We start from the raw sequence: 16,207 nt of genomic DNA on the forward strand, positions 1-16,207 counted from the left end.
AGTAGTCATGTGGCCTCGCTCACTCAGGGGTGGCAAGGCATTGGGGCCCAGCGCTCAAGGTTCAGAGTTCACAAGAGAAAGGTCAACGATCACCGTGACCCACGAACTACTCACGATCGGGCGCATCAGCGTTGATATCTACCCGAATGACATCGGAGTTGACCTGGAGGATGTTACGTCCTTCGGCAAATACCTCGGAGGCTCACCCTCCAATGTGGCCGTTGCTGCGGCACGCCACGGCCGCCGCACCGGAGTCATAACCCGCACCGGCGACGACGCCTTCGGCAACTACCTCCACCGGGAGCTCCACAAGTTCAACGTGGACGACACCTTCGTCTCCCCGGTCAAGGAGTACCCCACGGCTGTGACCTTCTGCGCCATCAAGCCACCGGAAGACTTCCCACTCTACTTTTATGGCCGCTTCCCGACAGCCCCGGACCTGCAGATCAAGGCAGAGGAACTGGACCTGGAAGCCATCAGGAACACCGGGATCTTCTGGTCCACCGTCACCGGCCTCTGCCAGGAGCCGAGCCGAAGCGCTCACATCGCGGCGCACGAGGCCCGTCCGCGCACGGGCTTGAAGGATGGCCAGTTCACCATCCTGGACCTGGACTACCGCCCGATGTTCTGGGCCTCGGAAGAGGAAGCCCGCGCCGAGGTCGCCAAAGTCCTCCCGCACGTGACTGTCGCCATCGGCAACGACAAGGAATGCGCCGTAGCGGTTGGCGAGGGAACTCCCGACGAACAAGCGGATCGCCTGCTGGCCGCCGGCGTCGAAATCGCCGTCGTGAAACTCGGGCCCGAAGGTGTCATGGCCAAGACCCGCACCGAACGCGTCGTCTCCGCACCGGTTCCGGTGGAAACCGTCAACGGCCTGGGCGCCGGTGACTCCTTCGGTGGCGCGTTCTGCCACGGCCTGCTGTCCGGCTGGCCTCTGTCAGAGGTCCTGGATTACGCCAACGCTTCCGGAGCGATCGTAGCCTCCCGCCTGTCGTGCGCGGACGCGATGCCGACGCCGGAGGAGGTCACCTCGCTGCTCGCGGAACGCGGTCGGCCCATCCCCGGTGCCACACTTGCAGCCTCCGCCACCATTCCAGAAGGAGCAGTGCGTTGAGCCTCAACGATGATCCCCGCCGTTACGAGCACTTGAGCCGGATCAGGCTTGAGGACCCCGAGGCTGTTGCCCGCGCTGCGGCCACCCGCCGCAAACATCCCGGCCTGAAGCACGGCGTCCAGAATTTCATCGTCGCTGCCGACCACCCTGCCCGCGGCGCCCTCTCCGTGGGTACGCAGCCGATGGCCATGGCTGATCGCCGCGACCTCCTGGACCGCCTGCAGATCGCCTTGGCCAACCCGGCAGTGGACGGCATCCTGGCTTCGCCGGACATCATGGACGACCTCCTGCTCCTGGGCGCCCTGGAAGGAAAACTTGTCTTCGGTTCCATGAACCGCGGAGGGCTGGCCGGTCTGGTCAACGAATTCGACGACCGGTTCACCGGACACACGGCGGCTGCGTTGGAGGCCCTTGGCGCCGATGGCGGCAAGATGCTCACCCGCATCTGCCTTGGTGACCCGGACACGGTGGCCACGCTCGAAGCGACTGCCAAGGCGATCGATTCGCTTGCTGCCCGCAAGCTCATCGCTATGGTGGAGCCGTTCCTCTCCGTTCGCGATTCCCACGGCAAGGTCCGCAACGACCTCCGTGCGGACGCCGTCATCAAATCCGTCGGTATCGCCGAGGGCCTTGGCTCCACCAGCGCCTACACGTGGATGAAACTGCCGGTAGTGGACGAGATGGAACGCGTTATGGCCTCCACTACTTTGCCTACCGTGCTCTTGGGCGGCGACCCCAGCGGCACCCAGGATGAAGTATTCGCCAGCTGGCAGGCAGCTCTTGCGCTTCCGGGCGTTCGCGGCCTCACGGTTGGGCGGACGCTGCTTTACCCGCACGACGACGACGTGGCAGGTGCCGTTGCTACGGCCGCCTCGCTGCTGAACAACACGGCGTCCGCGCCGGCAATCGTTGAACAGGGCGTTTCAGAGCACTCAGCGTCAGACCGCATCCCCGTGAAAGTATCGGAGTAAAGACCCATGGGAACAGCAACCCGTCGGATGACTGTGGCGCAGGCCGTGGTCGAGTTTCTATCCAAGCAGTACACCGTCGATGCGATCAACGGCGTCGACTACCGTGAGCGCCTGATTCCGGGGACGTTTGGTATTTTCGGGCACGGCAACGTTGCCGGCGTGGGGCAGGCCCTGAAGCAGTACCAAGCCGCGGACCCGTCGATCATGCCGTACTACCAAGGCCGGAATGAGCAGGCGCAGGTACATCAGGCTGTTGGTTACGCGCGGCACACGCGTCGCCGCCAGACGTTCGCGATCAGCACCTCTATCGGCCCGGGGTCCTCCAACTTGCTGACCGGTGCCGCCCTGGCCACCACCAACCGCCTGCCGGTGCTGCTGCTGCCCAGTGACACGTTCGCCACCCGCGCCGCAGATCCTGTGCTCCAGCAGTTGGAGTTGCCCTACGCCTACGACATCACGGTCAATGATGCTTTCCGTCCGTTGTCCAAGTTCTTCGACAGGGTCTCCCGTCCGGAGCAGTTGTTCTCCGCGTTCCACCACGGACTGCGTGTCCTGACGGACCCTGCCGAGACCGGCGCGGTGACCATTTCGCTGCCGCAGGATGTCCAGGCTGAGGCCTTCGACGTCCCGGAAGAGTTCCTGGCCGAGCGTGAATGGCGGATCCGCCGTCCTGAGGCCGAGGATGACGACATTCGCCGCGCAGTCGCGGCCATCCGCGCCGCCAAGCGCCCGCTGATCATCGCCGGCGGCGGCGTCCTTTACGCGTATGCCAACGACGAACTCGCGAAGTTTGCTGAAGTGACCGGCATTCCGGTGGGCAACACCCAGGCAGGCGTCGGCGTCCTGCCGTGGGACCATAAGTTCTCCCTCGGTGCCATTGGTTCAACCGGCACGACGGCGGCTAACGCCATTGCTGCCGAAGCGGATCTCATCATCGGGATCGGCACGCGCTACGAGGACTTCACCACCGCATCCCGGACGGCGTTCCAGAACCCGGACGTGAAGTTCGTGAACATCAACGTCGCCGCGATTGATGCATACAAGCACGGCTCCACGCTGCCGATTGTTGCTGATGCCCGCAAGGCACTGGTGAAATTGAACCAGGCTTTGGGCGGTTACCGGGTCGGCGGCGATTTGGAACAGAAGGTCGCAGCGGAGAAGAAGCGCTGGAACGGAATTGTGGACGAGGCCTTCGAGACCCGCTACACGCCGCTTCCGGCCCAGAACGAAATCATCGGGGCCACCAACAAGGCCATGGATGACCACGACGTTGTCATCTGCGCTGCAGGTTCACTGCCTGGTGACCTGCATAAGATGTGGCGCGTCCGTGACCCGTTCGGCTACCACGTGGAGTACGCGTACTCCTGCATGGGCTACGAAATCCCCGGCGGCCTGGGCGTCAAGCGTGCCGCTCTGGCCGAAGCCGCCGCCGGTGGCCCGGACAGGGATGTGGTGGTCATGGTGGGAGACGGCTCCTACCTGATGATGCACACCGAACTGGTCACCGCCGTCGCCGAACGCATCAAACTGATCGTGGTCCTGATCCAGAACCACGGATACGCCTCCATCGGTTCGCTGTCCGAGTCCCTTGGCTCGCAGCGCTTCGGCACGCAGTACCGCGTCCTGGACAAGGAACAGCACAGCTTCGACGCCGGTGAGAACCTGCCCATCGACCTCGCCACCAATGCAGAATCCCTGGGCGCCAAGGTCATCCGGATCGAACCGGGGGAGAACGTCATCGAGGCACTCGGCGCTGCCATCAAGGAAGCCAAGGCAGCCCCGGAGAGTGGGCCGATTGTCATTCACGTCGAGTCCGATCCTCTGTTGGACGCCCCGAGCTCGGAGTCCTGGTGGGACGTTCCCGTCTCGCAGGTTTCAGACCTCGAATCCACCCAGCAGGCCTACAAGACGTACACCGACCACAAGAACCGCCAGCGCAAGCTGCTCGGCTGAAATCCCAAAGACTAAAAGGAAGTCCGCACAATGACGACGACGACCACACTGGCCACCATTCACCACTTCATTAACGGCACTGAGACCACGGGCGAGGGGGACCGTACGCAACCGGTGTACAACCCGGCGACGGGGCGGGTTTCGGCAGAGCTGCGCCTGGCCAACGAGGCAGACCTGAACGCAACTGTCGCGGCGGCCCGCGCAGCAGCTGATTCCTGGGGCGATATTTCCCTGGCCAAGCGCACCGCGGTGTTGTTCAAGTTCCGTGAACTCGTCGCAGCGCACGTGGACGAACTCGCCGAGCTGATCACCGCCGAGCACGGCAAGGTCCTTTCGGACGCGAAGGGTGAGATCGGCCGTGGCCTGGAGGTCATCGAGTTCGCCTGTGGCATCCCGCAGCTGCTCAAGGGCGACTACTCCGACCAGGTCTCCACCGGCATTGACGTCTTCTCCTTCCGCGAACCCCTGGGCGTGGTGGCTGGTATCACGCCGTTCAACTTCCCGGTCATGGTGCCGTTGTGGATGGCCCCGATGGCCATCGCCACCGGCAACGCGTTCATCCTCAAGCCTTCGGAGCGCGACCCGTCCGCCCCGATGCTGCTGGCCCAGCTGTGGAAGCGGGCCGGCCTGCCCGATGGCGTGTTCCAGGTCCTGCACGGCGGCAAGGAAACGGTCGATGGGTTGCTGACCCACCCGGACGTGGACGGCATCTCGTTTGTTGGGTCCACTCCGATCGCCCAGTATGTCCACGAGACCGCCACCAAGCACGGCAAAAGGGTTCAGGCCTTGGGCGGGGCGAAGAACCATGCCATCGTGATGCCCGACGCGGACCTGGACAACGCCGCCGACCACCTCGCTGCTGCTGCTTTCGGTTCCGCCGGGGAGCGCTGCATGGCCATCTCCGTCGCCGTGGCTGTGGGGGACGCTGCGGATCTGATCGTGAAGAAGGTCGAGGAACGCGCCCTGGCCATCAAGGTCGCCAATGGCACCGAACCCGACGCCGACATGGGCCCGGTCATTACCCCGGCCTCCAAGGAACGCATCCTCCGGATCGTCACCGAAGCCGAAACCGCCGGAGCGGCGATGGTGGTGGACGGCCGCGACCTGGTAGTCCCCGGTCATGAAGATGGTTTCTGGGTTGGGCCTACCGTGATCGATCACGTCACGGCCGAAATGACGGCCTACGCCGAGGAAATCTTCGGACCGGTCCTGGTCGTGGTCCGTGTGGCGGATCTGGAGGAAGGCGTCGCCCTGATCAACTCCAACCCGTACGGTAACGGCACGGCGATCTTTACCTCCAACGGCGCCGCAGCACGGAAGTTTCAGCGCTCCGTGACGGTGGGCATGGTGGGCATCAATGTGCCGCTGCCCGTCCCCGTGGCCTACCACTCCTTCGGCGGTTGGAAGAACTCCCTCTTCGGCGACAAGCACATCTACGGCCCCGAAGGCGTCTCCTTCTACACCCGCGGCAAAGTCATCACCTCACGCTGGCCCGAACCCACCCACGCCTCCGGCGCCTCCTACAACTTCCCCTCCAACTAGCAGCCCCAGCAGAAAGACAACGCTGTCATGACTGATGTCGAGAACAAGCTGATCATCGGCACCGCCCCCGACTCCTGGGGCGTATGGTTTGCCGACGACCCGCAGCAGACACCGTGGGAACGGTTCCTGGACGAGGTTGCAGAGTCCGGCTACAAATGGATTGAACTGGGTCCGTACGGCTACCTGCCGAACGACCCCACCCGCCTGGCAGAAGAACTCAAGCAGCGTGACCTCCAGGTCACCGCAGGAACGGTCTTCACGGCCTTCCACCGCGGCGCCAAGCAGTATGACGAAGCGTGGGAACCGGCGCGCAAGGTAGCCGAACTGACAGCAGCCATGGGCGGCGAACACATCGTCGTGATCCCCGCGATGTGGCGTGACGATGTCACGGGCGAAGCCGTGGAAAACGGTGAACTCACGGGCGGGCAGTGGGCCGACCTCTTCGCCGGCCACAATCGCATGGGCAGAGTCCTGCTGGAGGACTTCGGCCTGCACCAGCAGTTCCACTCCCACGCCGACTCGCACGTCGGTGCGCAGAAGGACATCGAGACCCTGCTGGCGGCGACCGATCCGCAGTACCTGAACCTCTGCCTGGACACGGGACATGCTGAATACTGCGGAGCTTCCAGCCTGGAACTCATCAAGAACTACCCGGACCGCATCGGCTACCTGCACCTCAAGCAGATTAACCCTGGGATCCTGGCCGAGGTCAATGAGAAGAACATGACCTGGGCAGCTGCCAACCTGGCCGGCGTCATGACTGAGCCGCCGAACGGCCTCCCGGACCTGCGTGCCGTCATTGAAGCTGTGGAAGCGCTCAACCGGCCGATCTTCGGCATCGTGGAGCAGGACATGTACCCGGTAGCGTTCGATGTGCCGATGCCCATCGCCAAGCGCACCCGCAATTACCTGCTTTCCTGCGGATCCCGCACCCGCGTCCAGTAATACGGCCAGTAACGCCGTTCCAGCCAAGAACCCCACGAAGGACAGATACAGTGACAAAGACTCTCCGCGTTGCCGTTATCGGCGCAGGCCGCATGGGTGCGGATCACATCAAGCGCCTCAGTACCCGCATCCACGGCGCTGAAGTGGCCGCCGTCGTCGACGTCGACCTTGCACGCGCACAGGTTGCCATCGAAGGCATTGATGGCGCCGTGGCGCTGGCCAGTGCCGACGAGGCACTCAACAACGGCGACGTCAACGCCGTGCTGATTGCTACCCCGGGATTTCTCCACGAGGAGATTCTTTACAAGGCCTTGGAGAAGGACTTCCCGATCCTGTGCGAGAAGCCGCTGACGCCGGATGCCCACAGCGCATGGAAGGTGGTCCAGGCTGAGCAGGCGCTCGGGCACAAGCGCATTCAGGTGGGCTTCATGCGCCGCTTCGATGCCGAGTACTCGGCGTTGGGTGCGATCATCCGCAACAGCGATTTGGGGGAGCTGTTGATGTTGCACCACCAGCACCGCAATCCGACCACCCCTGAGGGCTTCACCAACGAGATGCTGATCAATGACTCCGTGGTTCACGAGTTCGACGCGATCCGCTACTTCACCGGTGAGGAAATCACCTCCGTGCAGGTCCGTCTGGGCAAGGCAACGCGCAACGCGCCGAACGGCCAGCACGACCCCCAGCACGTGCTGCTGGAAACCGAGTCCGGTGTCCTGGCCGACGTCGAAATTTACGTGAATGCCAAGTTCGGCTACCAGGTTGCCACGCAGGCGTCCTTTGAGGACGGCATTGTGAGCATCGGCGGCGACAGTGGCCCGTACGTCCAGTCCTCCGGTAAGTGGGGCGGCAACGTCACCCCCGGCTTTGAGGAGCGTTTTGGAGCGGCGTACGACGTCGAGGTGCAGGCTTGGGTGGACGCCGCCCTCCGCGGTGACATCGGCGGTCCCACCGCCTGGGACGGTTATGCAACCGCCGCGTGCTGCGAGGCCGGCATCGAGGCCCAGAAGTCCGGCGAGAAAGTCAAGGTTCAGCTGAACACCAAGCCGGATCTCTACAAGTAGGGGATTGACCATGAAAATCGCACTGGACCCCACTCCGTTCCACCACAGCCACAGCCTGTTGGAATTCCCACGCGTTGCGGCCGACCTCGGCTACAAGTACCTCCAGATGACTCCGCACGCGGACCTCATCCCGTTCTACAACCACCCCAAGGCCGATGACGATCTGGTGGGGAAGCTGAAGGCAGCGTGTAAGGACGCCGGCGTCGACATCGCTTCCGTCTTGCCTGTGCTGCGCTGGTCCGGTCCGGACGAGGACGCCCGCGAAGCTGCCGTCCGCTATTGGAAGCGTGCCATCCAGATCGCCGTGGACTTGGGCGTCCAAACCATGAACACGGAGTTCAGCGGCCGCCCGGAGAAAGCAGAGGAGTCCGAGCGCGCATTTTACCGCTCCATGGAAGAACTGCTGCCAATCATCGAACGGGAAGGTATGGACGTCCTGATCGATCCGCACCCGGACGATTTTGTGGAGGACGGCTTGGCCGCCCTGCGCGTCATTCGCGGCATCAACTCGCCGAACATCGGCCTGGTCTACGTTGCCTCGCACACGTTCCACATGGGCAACAAGCCGCTGGAGATCATGCGCGCCGCTGGAGACAAGCTGCGCTTGGTCCACGTCTCGGACACCATGAACCATCACGCTTCCCACGGCCTGAGGTACATCACCAACCCGCCCGGCAATGCTGTCCGCGTCCACCAGCACCTGAAGATCGGTGACGGCGACGTGAACTGGGACGAGTTCTTTGGTGGGCTCAAAGAGATCGGGTTCCTGGATAAAGAGAACACCGTGATGGTGTCCTCAGTGTTCGCCGAAGATGACAATGCGGAAGACGTGTCCCGCTACCAACTCAAAACGATGGTGGACCACGTTGCCCGGGCCCGCTAAGGACCGGTGACGAGCTAAGGAACCCATGACCAATTCATCCTCACTGGAAACCCAAACCGACCAGACCGGCGTCCCCCGCACGAGCGGAGGGAAGGACGCCAAGCCGGCCAATCCCAAGAAGTTCCTCAGGAAGGTGGCGCTGTTCTCCACCTTCGGCGGGCTGCTGTTCGGCTACGACACCGGCGTCATCAATGGCGCCCTGCCGTTCATGCAAAAAGACCTTGGACTCACACCGCTGACCGAAGGCCTTGTGACGTCCACCCTGCTGTTTGGTGCCGCGTTCGGTGCAATCAGCGCAGGGCGGTTGTCGGACCGTTTCGGCCGGCGCAAAACCATCATGGGCCTGGCCCTGATCTTCGCCTTCGCCACTGTGGCGTGCTCTTTGGCTCCGACCACCGAGCTGCTGGTGCTTGCGCGCACTGTCCTGGGGCTGGCCGTTGGCGGTGCCTCCGTGATTGTTCCCGTCTACCTTGCGGAGATGTCGCCTGCCGCCCAGCGGGGCAGGATCGTCACGCAGAACGAGCTCATGATTGTGACGGGCCAGTTCCTGGCGTTCACCTTCAACGCGGTCCTGGGCAACCTGTTCCCGGACTCGATGCACGTGTGGCGCTGGATGCTGGTGATTGCCACCCTGCCGGCCGTTATTCTGTGGTTCGGCATGCTGGTACTGCCGGAGAGCCCGCGCTGGCTGGCGTCTTCCGGCCGTTTCGGCGAGGTGATGGACGTGCTCCGCCGGACGCGCGCTGCCGGCGAAGTCTCCAAGGAGTTCGACGACGTCCGCCGCGCCGCCCGCGAGGATTACCAGTCGAAGATGGGGACGTTCAAAGACCTCGCTGTTCCCTGGGTCCGCAGAATTTTTGTGGTGGGCCTGGGCATGGCCGTGATCAACCAGATCAGTGGCGTCAACGCCATCATGTACTACGGCACATCCATCCTGTCCTCGTCCGGCTTCGGCGATCAAGGCGCTCTGCTGGCCAACGTGGTCAACGGCGTGACGTCGGTGGTGGCCGTCATTGTGGGCATGTGGATGATGACGCGGCTGAACCGTAAATCAATGCTGATCTTCGGATTGTGCGGGACGGCGGCCTCGCTGACGGCTATCTCCATCACGTCCTTTGCAGTGCCCGAAGGCATGCTCCGTGGTTACTTGGTACTCCTGTTCATGGTGACGTTCCTGGCCTCCATGCAGTCCTGTATCGGCACTGTCACGTGGCTGACCCTGGCCGAGATCTTCCCGCTGCACGTCCGCGGCGTGGGAATGGGCATCTGCGTCTTCGTATTGTGGATCATCAACTTCATGGTGGGCTTCTTCTTCCCCCAGATGGTGGCCTGGATGGGCGTCTCAGCCACGTTCCTGGTGTTCGTTGCCCTGCAGTTGGTGGCGATCGTCTGGGTGAAGCGAACCGTGCCGGAAACCAGGGGTAAGAGCCTGGAAGAGCTGGAAGCGTTCTTCAAAGCACGCGCCTAACCGGGTTTGAACACAGCTAATGCCCCTAAGAAACGTTCTTAGGGGCATTTGCTGTGTTCAAACTACGGCGCTACGGGCCGAACGGGAGCCGGGAGTCGATGTCCTGGCCGTCCCAGGTCTGGCGAATCCAGCCGTGGTGCGGGTCGTCGCTGATGAGCCAGTCACGCACGCGGCCGGGGCCGGCCATGACGTTGAGGTAGTAGAGGTCGTAGCCGGGGGCAGCCATGGCCGGACCGTGCCAGCCATATGGCACCAGCACGACGTCGCCCGTGCGGACCTCCGCAGAGACGTCAATGGGCCGTTCGTCGGATGCGTACACGCGCGCGTAGCCGATGGCGTCGGAGTCTTCCGGTGCCGGGGATTCAGGCGCCACGCGGGTTTCGAAGTAGTAGATCTCTTCGAGGCTGGTTTCGCCCTCCTTCTCCTCATCGTGCTTATGGGGAGGGTAGGAGGACCAGTTGCCGGCTGGGGTGATGACCTCGCACACAATGAAGCGATCGGCTTCCAGCGCAGCGGGAGTGCCGAAGTTGTGGACCTGGCGTGAGCAATTACCGGCTCCGCGAAGTTCTACGGGTGTCTCGGCAGCAGTCACCAGGCGGGTGGGGTACCCGGCCTTGGCCGGTGCGGTCGCCACGGCAACACGGCCGCCGTCGTGCGAGCTGATGGTGAGGGCCTTGCCGATACCGGTGTAGAGGACGTCGCTGGGTCCGTGGAAAACGGACTGCCGGCCCGCGAGGCTGTACTCGCCGTCGTCGAGCGTTACCGTGAACGTTCCGCTCAACGGCACCACGATGCGCTCTTCCGCTGCGGCGGGAAGTTCGACGGCCGCACCTGCGGCGAGTGTCGCGACCTTCAGGCCAGTGTGGGCCCAGCCGTCAATGGCCAGGGTGGAATCGGAAGTCCCCAGCGAGATGTCCCATTTGCCGTCGTTGGCTGTTCCCAGCGGGTATACCCAGTTGGCCATAAGTAGTTGTCCTTGTGTTAGCGCTGTACGAGTGTCATTTCAAAGCTGTAGGAATCGGCGCGGTAGACGTGGTGGCCGGTTTCCACCATGCGTCCGGTGTCGTCCACCGCCGTGCGTTCCATGGTGACCAGTGCTGAGCCCGCCTCGGCTTCGAGGAGGGGAGCCTGGTAGTCATTGGCGATCATGGCGCCGATACGTTGGGAAGCCAGCCGGAAGTTCACGCCGCCACGCCGGAGAATGGCGTAGAGCCCTTCCTTGGCGAGCTGGGCTTCATCGATGCTGGTGATGTCGTCGCGGACCCAGTTCTCCATGAGCGCCAAGGGTTTGCCGCCCACTTTGCGCAGACGAGTGAAGTGGTAGACCTTGGACCCGGCAGGTAGTTGGAGAGCTGCGAGCGTGAGGGGGTCTGCCTCCACGTGGGAGAAGCTCAGGACCTCGGTGGTGGGCTTCTTGCCGTTGTTGCTGAGGTCGTCGTAGAGGCTGGAGAGTTCCAGCGGGCGACGCACCTGGCTGGAGACCACCTGCGTTCCCACACCGCGTTTGCGGACCAATAGTCCGGCGCGGACAAGCTCGTCCATGGCCTTGCGCATGGTGGGGCGGGACAGGTTGAGCTGGGCTGCGAGGTCGATCTCGTTGTCCAGGCGGCTGCCGGGTTCCAGGATGCCGCTGTGAATCGCGGCCTCGATGCCCTGGACCACCTGATGGTAGAGGGGCACGGGGGACGAACGATCGATGCTGAGACTGAGTTGGTTCGCCACTGGATTCTCCTAGACGCCTGCTGAAGGCCGGGCGGGAGCGGGGTTGCGGCTCCTGTGCCGGATGGATGCCTATGTCCGCTCATGTTCTCTTGATAGGACATATTGCCTTTTTCTGATAATAGCAGCCGGGGTGCGGCCGTCAAGGAAGTCGCCGCCGGGCGGGGCCGCGAGGCCTTCCACTCGAGAAGGTTACGTTAAAACATCCTAATGTCAGGACAAACTATTGACAAAGTGTGAGGCGAGTCACCATGATCTGAGTAGTAGGTCATCCGGATACGAGTCTCCGGAGGCCTGAACCTGACATCAAAGGAGATAACGGTGGCAAAATTCTCATGGCGAACAGCGGCAGTCGTCGCGGCAGTGGTTCCCCTCGTGGCACTGAGCGCCTGTTCCAGCCAGGGTGGCAAGCCGGCTGATACCGGCGGGGGTGGAGCGGCCGGCCAAGTCGCAAGCACCGAGCGCATCAAGATCGCCCTCATCACGCACGCTCCTCCCGGTGACACCTTCTGGGACACCGTTCGCAAGGGGGCGGAGGAAGCAGCAGCCAAGGACAACGTGGAACTGCTGTACACCAGCGACGCCGAAGCAGGACGCCAAGCGCAGTTGATCCAGCAGGCCGTGGACCAGAAAGTCGACGGCATCGCGGTCACGCTCGCCACCCCCGATGCGCTGAAGGATTCACTCAAGAAGGCAACCGAGGCCGGAATCCCGATTGTCAGCTTGAACGCGGGCGAGTCGGTCTCCAAGCAGCTCGGCGCGTTCACGCACTTCGGTTCCAATGAGAAGCTTGCCGGTGAAGCGGTGGGTGAGCGGCTGGCCGCAGAAAACTTCAAGCACCCCATCTGCGTCATCCAAGCGCAGGGGCACGTAGGCTTGGAAGCCCGTTGTGCCGGTGTTAAAGCGAAGGTTCCTGGCACGGAAATCCTCTACGTCAACGGCGCGGACATGACCTCCGTGGAATCCACGGCAACCGCCAAACTGCAGGCTTCCAAGGATGCAGACGTGATCATCGGCTTGGGTGCGCCGATCACCCTGACGCTCATCAAGTCCGTGTCCACGGCAGGAAGCTCCGCCAAGGTGGCCAGCTTCGACCTGAACAAGGAACTGGCACAAAAGATCGCGGACGGCGGAGTGCTGTTTACCGTGGACCAGCAGCCATGGTTGCAGGGCTACGGCGCCATCGACGCCATTTGGCAGAACAAGCGCGGTGGTTTCACTATCGGTGGCGGCCAGTCCGTCCTGACCGGGCCGGCCATCATCGACAAGGCCAACGCCACCGACGTCCTGAAGTTCGCTGAGCAGGGTATCCGCTAGCACTGACTCGCCGGGCCCGGTGGAAACCGGGCCCGGCAGCAAGGAACATCATCATGACTATGACCCCCACTGCCGCAAAGCCAATTCCAGCTGACGAGCGCGTTGGTCAACGCAACCCGCTCCAGAAGCTTCTGGGCCGTCCGGAAGTCGGCGCCCTCGTTGGCGCCGTCGTCCTCTTCATCTTCTTCGCCTCCGTCTCGCAGACGTTCATCCAGCCGAACGCGTTCGCCACCGTCCTCTACGGAAGCTCCACCATTGGCATCATGGCTGTTGGCGTGTCCCTGCTGATGATCGGCGGCGAGTTCGACCTCTCCACCGGTGTCGCCGTCATCTCTTCGGCGCTCACGGCCTCGCTGTTCAGTTGGTACTTCACCACCAACGTCTGGGTGGGAGTCTTCCTGGCCCTCGTCGTTTCCTTGGGGATCGGCCTGATCAACGGCTGGATCCTGGTCAAGACCAAGCTTCCCAGCTTCATCGTCACCCTGGCGTCCTTCCTGATGTTGACCGGTTTGAACCTCGGGCTGACCCGACTCATCGGCGGATCTGTATCGTCGCCGTCAATCTCAAACATGGATGGCTTTGACTCGGCTCAAGCCGTATTTGCCTCGTCAGTGTCGATCGGTGGCGTTGACGTCAAGATCACGGTGTTCATCTGGATCGCCCTGGTGGCTGTAGCCTCGTGGATCCTGCTCCGCACCCGGGTTGGCAACTGGATCTTCGCTGTTGGTGGTGATGCCAACGCTGCCCGCGCTGTGGGCGTCCCGGTGACCAAGACCAAGATCGGCCTGTTCATGGCTGTCGGTTTCTGTGGCTGGATCCTGGGCATGCACAACCTCTTCGCCTTCGATTCGGTGCAGTCGGGTGAGGGCGTGGGCAACGAGTTCCTGTACATCATCGCCGCCGTTATTGGCGGCTGCCTCCTGACCGGTGGCTACGGGTCGGCCGTGGGTGGCGCCATCGGTGCCTTTATCTTTGGCATGGCCAACAAGGGCATCGTGTACGCACAATGGAATCCAGACTGGTTCAAGTTCTTCCTGGGCTTGATGCTCCTGCTGGCCACCATCGTCAACCTGATCGTCAAGCGCCGGGCAGAGCTCAAGTAAAGGACCGGAACAATGAATGCACAACAGATTGACCAGCAGACCCTGCTAAAGGATGAGAAGGACCCCTTGACGCACACACCAGTGCACCTGCTTTCGCTTGACGGTGTTGGCAAGCACTACGGCAATATCATTGCCCTGCGCGATGTCACCATGGCCGTGGATAATGGCCGCGTCACCTGCGTCCTGGGCGACAATGGCGCCGGCAAGTCCACCCTGATCAAGATCATCGCGGGCCTGCACCAGCATGACGAAGGCACGTTGCACGTAATGGGAGATGCCAAGAAGTTCTCCTCGCCCCGTGAGGCCCTGGATGCCGGTATCGCCACCGTCTACCAGGACTTGGCGGTGGTCCCGTTGATGCCCATCTGGCGCAACTTCTTCCTTGGCTCCGAACTGACCAGCGGGTTTGGTCCGTTCAAGAGCATGGATGTCCAGAAAATGAAGGACATCACCAAAAAGGAGCTCGCGGACATGGGCATCGACTTGCGCGATGTTGAGCAGCCCATCGGCCAGCTCTCAGGCGGTGAGAGGCAGTGCGTCGCGATCGCCCGCGCGGTCTACTTCGGCGCGAAGGTTCTGATCCTGGACGAGCCGACGGCCGCGCTGGGAGTCAAGCAGTCCGGCGTCGTACTCCGTTACATCCTCCAGGCCCGTGACCGCGGGCTGGGTGTCATCTTCATTACCCACAACCCGCACCACGCCTTCCCCGTGGGTGATCGGTTCCTGCTGCTCAAGCGCGGCAAGTCGATCGGCTACTACGACAAGAAGGACATCACCTTGGATGAGCTGACGGCCCAGATGGCCGGCGGCGCCGAACTGGCCGAATTGGCCCACGAGCTGGAACAGCTTGGTGGGCATTCAGATGCCCTTGAGGAAGTGAAAGCCGAAGTGGCGGGCGTGGCTGACGCCGCTCCGGAGAGCGCTGCGAAGCGGCACTAGCCTTCCGAAGGTACTCTGCCCGGAACCCGTAGTGGCTCCGGGCAGAGTCGTCCCTAGCGAGCAGAGTCGTCCCTAGCGAACGGTCGAGGTGGTGCCGCGCAGTACCAGCGCCGGCTCGATCAGTGTCCGCTCCGGTTGGAGGGTGGGGTCCTCGATCCGTGCCAGCAGCCTGTGCGCCGCGTCAACGCCTACGAGGTCGCTTCGGTTGTCCACGGATGTGAGGTCCAGGTAGCGCGACTTCGCTAAAGGGGAGTTGTCGTAGCCAATCACCGAAACATCCCGGGGTACCGACAGCCCACGGGCTTTGATGGCGGCGAAGGCGCCCAGCGCCATGGTGTCGTTCGCGGCAAAGATCGCGGTGGTGTCCGGGCGGTGCTCCAAGAGCCGGCAGGCTGCTGCGTAGCCGTCCTCTTCCGACGTTCCGTCGGACTCACTGATGACAGGCTCGACGCCGGCAGCCTCCACCGCGCGAAGGAAACCCGCCCGCCGGTGTGCGGAGGCGCCGTCGGAACCTGAGAGGTGGCCGATGCGGACGTGACCCAACCCCAGTACGTGGTTGGCAGCCATGCTGCCCCCGCCGTCGTCGTCGTTGGTGATGAGGTCCGCGCCTACCGGAACACCCTTGCGCCACCCCGCAACCACAGTGGGGACCCATGTTCTGGACAGCATGGCTTCGCTGGGCTCGGCTGCGAGGACCAAGGCGTCCACGTGCATGGCGAGCAGGCCGTCCGTGGCTTCCCTGATGCGGTTTTCACCCGGTCTTGAGTCCGCGAGCATCACCTGGTAGCCACGGTCTGAAAGGACGGATTCCATACCGCGGAGGAGGTCGACGAACCACAGGTTCCGGTAGTCGTCGATGACCAGGCCGATGCTCTTGGTACGGCTGCTGGCGAGCGTGGTGGCGGCCCGGCTGGGCCGGTATCCGAGCTCGGAGATGGCTTGTTGTACGGCGACCCGACGCTTTTCGCTGATCCTCCCTGGGTCCTTGAGGAATAAGGAAACCAGCGACGGCGAGACTCCGGCCTGCGTGGCGACGTCGTAGAGGGTGGTGCGTCGGGCGCGGGGACTGTCCTGCGTTTCGGGGCTCTTCAACGGAATCGGTGTGCCTTTCGTGTCTGCTCTCGAGGATAGTCGGTTAATGATTGACAGGACATATAGACATAGTTACGATCAAATCCAGCGTAAAAAT

General features: G+C 62.9%; 14 protein-coding genes. 11 read left to right on the forward strand and 3 right to left on the reverse strand.

Annotation, left to right across the window (positions count from 1 at the left end):
• The first annotated feature begins 94 nt into the window (after nt 1-94).
• Genes iolC through J3D46_RS09975 form a run of 8 tightly spaced genes read left to right on the forward strand, consistent with a single transcriptional unit; the run spans nt 95 to nt 9,940 of the window.
• Entirely contained in the window at nt 95-1,114 is a 1,020-nt protein-coding gene (gene iolC / locus J3D46_RS09940) for a 5-dehydro-2-deoxygluconokinase (protein ID WP_231339568.1), read from the forward strand.
• Nucleotides 1,111-2,085 carry a deoxyribose-phosphate aldolase gene (locus tag J3D46_RS09945; protein WP_231339567.1) on the forward strand — a complete coding sequence of 325 codons (975 nt, stop codon included), beginning with the start codon at nt 1,111-1,113 and terminating at the stop codon, nt 2,083-2,085. The genes iolC and J3D46_RS09945 overlap by 4 nt, the downstream gene beginning before the upstream one ends.
• Nucleotides 2,086-2,091: 6 nt before the next feature.
• Nucleotides 2,092-4,038, forward strand: a complete 1,947-nt coding sequence (gene iolD / locus J3D46_RS09950; RefSeq protein ID WP_231339566.1) for a 3D-(3,5/4)-trihydroxycyclohexane-1,2-dione acylhydrolase (decyclizing) — start codon at nt 2,092-2,094, stop codon at nt 4,036-4,038.
• 30 nt (nt 4,039-4,068) lie between these two features.
• Nucleotides 4,069-5,580, forward strand: coding sequence for a CoA-acylating methylmalonate-semialdehyde dehydrogenase (locus J3D46_RS09955; RefSeq protein ID WP_253466720.1), 1,512 nt, complete (start codon nt 4,069-4,071; stop codon nt 5,578-5,580).
• A 27-nt stretch (nt 5,581-5,607) separates the two neighbouring features.
• Nucleotides 5,608-6,525 (forward strand): sugar phosphate isomerase/epimerase, encoded by a 918-nt coding sequence (locus J3D46_RS09960; RefSeq protein WP_231343421.1) that lies wholly within the window; start codon nt 5,608-5,610, stop codon nt 6,523-6,525.
• Between the two features lie 50 nt (nt 6,526-6,575).
• A complete protein-coding gene (locus J3D46_RS09965) occupies nt 6,576-7,589 on the forward strand; it encodes a Gfo/Idh/MocA family protein (RefSeq protein ID WP_231343419.1) in 1,014 nt (337 codons plus the stop codon).
• 10 nt (nt 7,590-7,599) lie between these two features.
• The gene (locus tag J3D46_RS09970; protein ID WP_231343416.1) at nt 7,600-8,472 is read left to right on the forward strand and encodes a sugar phosphate isomerase/epimerase family protein; all 873 of its coding nucleotides are present in this window, start codon (nt 7,600-7,602) and stop codon (nt 8,470-8,472) included.
• Between the two features lie 25 nt (nt 8,473-8,497).
• A complete protein-coding gene (locus J3D46_RS09975) occupies nt 8,498-9,940 on the forward strand; it encodes a sugar porter family MFS transporter (RefSeq protein WP_231343414.1) in 1,443 nt (480 codons plus the stop codon).
• A gap of 70 nt (nt 9,941-10,010) precedes the next feature.
• Here J3D46_RS09975 and iolB read toward each other — a convergent pair whose 3' ends face one another.
• Both iolB and J3D46_RS09985 read right to left on the reverse strand, forming a co-directional pair.
• Nucleotides 10,011-10,904 (reverse strand): 5-deoxy-glucuronate isomerase, encoded by an 894-nt coding sequence (iolB, locus tag J3D46_RS09980; protein WP_231343412.1) that lies wholly within the window; start codon nt 10,902-10,904, stop codon nt 10,011-10,013.
• A 17-nt stretch (nt 10,905-10,921) separates the two neighbouring features.
• On the reverse strand, nt 10,922-11,662 hold the full coding sequence (locus tag J3D46_RS09985; protein WP_231343410.1) for a GntR family transcriptional regulator: 741 nt from the start codon (nt 11,660-11,662) through the stop codon (nt 10,922-10,924).
• Nucleotides 11,663-11,980: 318 nt separating this feature from the next.
• Between J3D46_RS09985 and J3D46_RS09990 the strand changes: the two genes are divergently transcribed.
• The 3 genes from J3D46_RS09990 to J3D46_RS10000 are packed head-to-tail and all read left to right on the forward strand — an operon-like array spanning nt 11,981 to nt 15,018.
• A complete protein-coding gene (locus J3D46_RS09990; protein ID WP_231343408.1) occupies nt 11,981-12,976 on the forward strand; it encodes a substrate-binding domain-containing protein in 996 nt (331 codons plus the stop codon).
• Nucleotides 12,977-13,029: 53 nt separating this feature from the next.
• The gene (locus J3D46_RS09995) at nt 13,030-14,079 is read left to right on the forward strand and encodes an ABC transporter permease (protein WP_231341792.1); all 1,050 of its coding nucleotides are present in this window, start codon (nt 13,030-13,032) and stop codon (nt 14,077-14,079) included.
• A gap of 12 nt (nt 14,080-14,091) precedes the next feature.
• Nucleotides 14,092-15,018: an ATP-binding cassette domain-containing protein gene (locus tag J3D46_RS10000; RefSeq protein WP_231341791.1), complete on the forward strand. Its 927-nt coding sequence runs from the start codon at nt 14,092-14,094 to the stop codon at nt 15,016-15,018.
• A 72-nt stretch (nt 15,019-15,090) separates the two neighbouring features.
• Here J3D46_RS10000 and J3D46_RS10005 read toward each other — a convergent pair whose 3' ends face one another.
• Entirely contained in the window at nt 15,091-16,110 is a 1,020-nt protein-coding gene (locus tag J3D46_RS10005) for a LacI family DNA-binding transcriptional regulator (protein ID WP_231341790.1), read from the reverse strand.
• Nucleotides 16,111-16,207 lie beyond the last annotated feature (97 nt).

The organism is Paenarthrobacter sp. A20, assembly GCF_024168825.1.
GTDB lineage: Bacteria > Actinomycetota > Actinomycetes > Actinomycetales > Micrococcaceae > Arthrobacter.

Coding starts and splice junctions, on each gene's coding strand:
- iolD (WP_231339566.1), top strand. CDS start 2,092: ATGGGAACAGCAACCCGTCGGATGACTGTGGCGCAGGCCGTGGTCGAG.
- J3D46_RS09955 (WP_253466720.1), top strand. CDS start 4,069: ATGACGACGACGACCACACTGGCCACCATTCACCACTTCATTAACGGC.
- J3D46_RS09960 (WP_231343421.1), top strand. CDS start 5,608: ATGACTGATGTCGAGAACAAGCTGATCATCGGCACCGCCCCCGACTCC.
- J3D46_RS09970 (WP_231343416.1), top strand. CDS start 7,600: ATGAAAATCGCACTGGACCCCACTCCGTTCCACCACAGCCACAGCCTG.
- J3D46_RS09975 (WP_231343414.1), top strand. CDS start 8,498: ATGACCAATTCATCCTCACTGGAAACCCAAACCGACCAGACCGGCGTC.
- iolB (WP_231343412.1), bottom strand. CDS start 10,904: ATGGCCAACTGGGTATACCCGCTGGGAACAGCCAACGACGGCAAATGG.
- J3D46_RS09995 (WP_231341792.1), top strand. CDS start 13,030: ATGACTATGACCCCCACTGCCGCAAAGCCAATTCCAGCTGACGAGCGC.
- J3D46_RS10000 (WP_231341791.1), top strand. CDS start 14,092: ATGAATGCACAACAGATTGACCAGCAGACCCTGCTAAAGGATGAGAAG.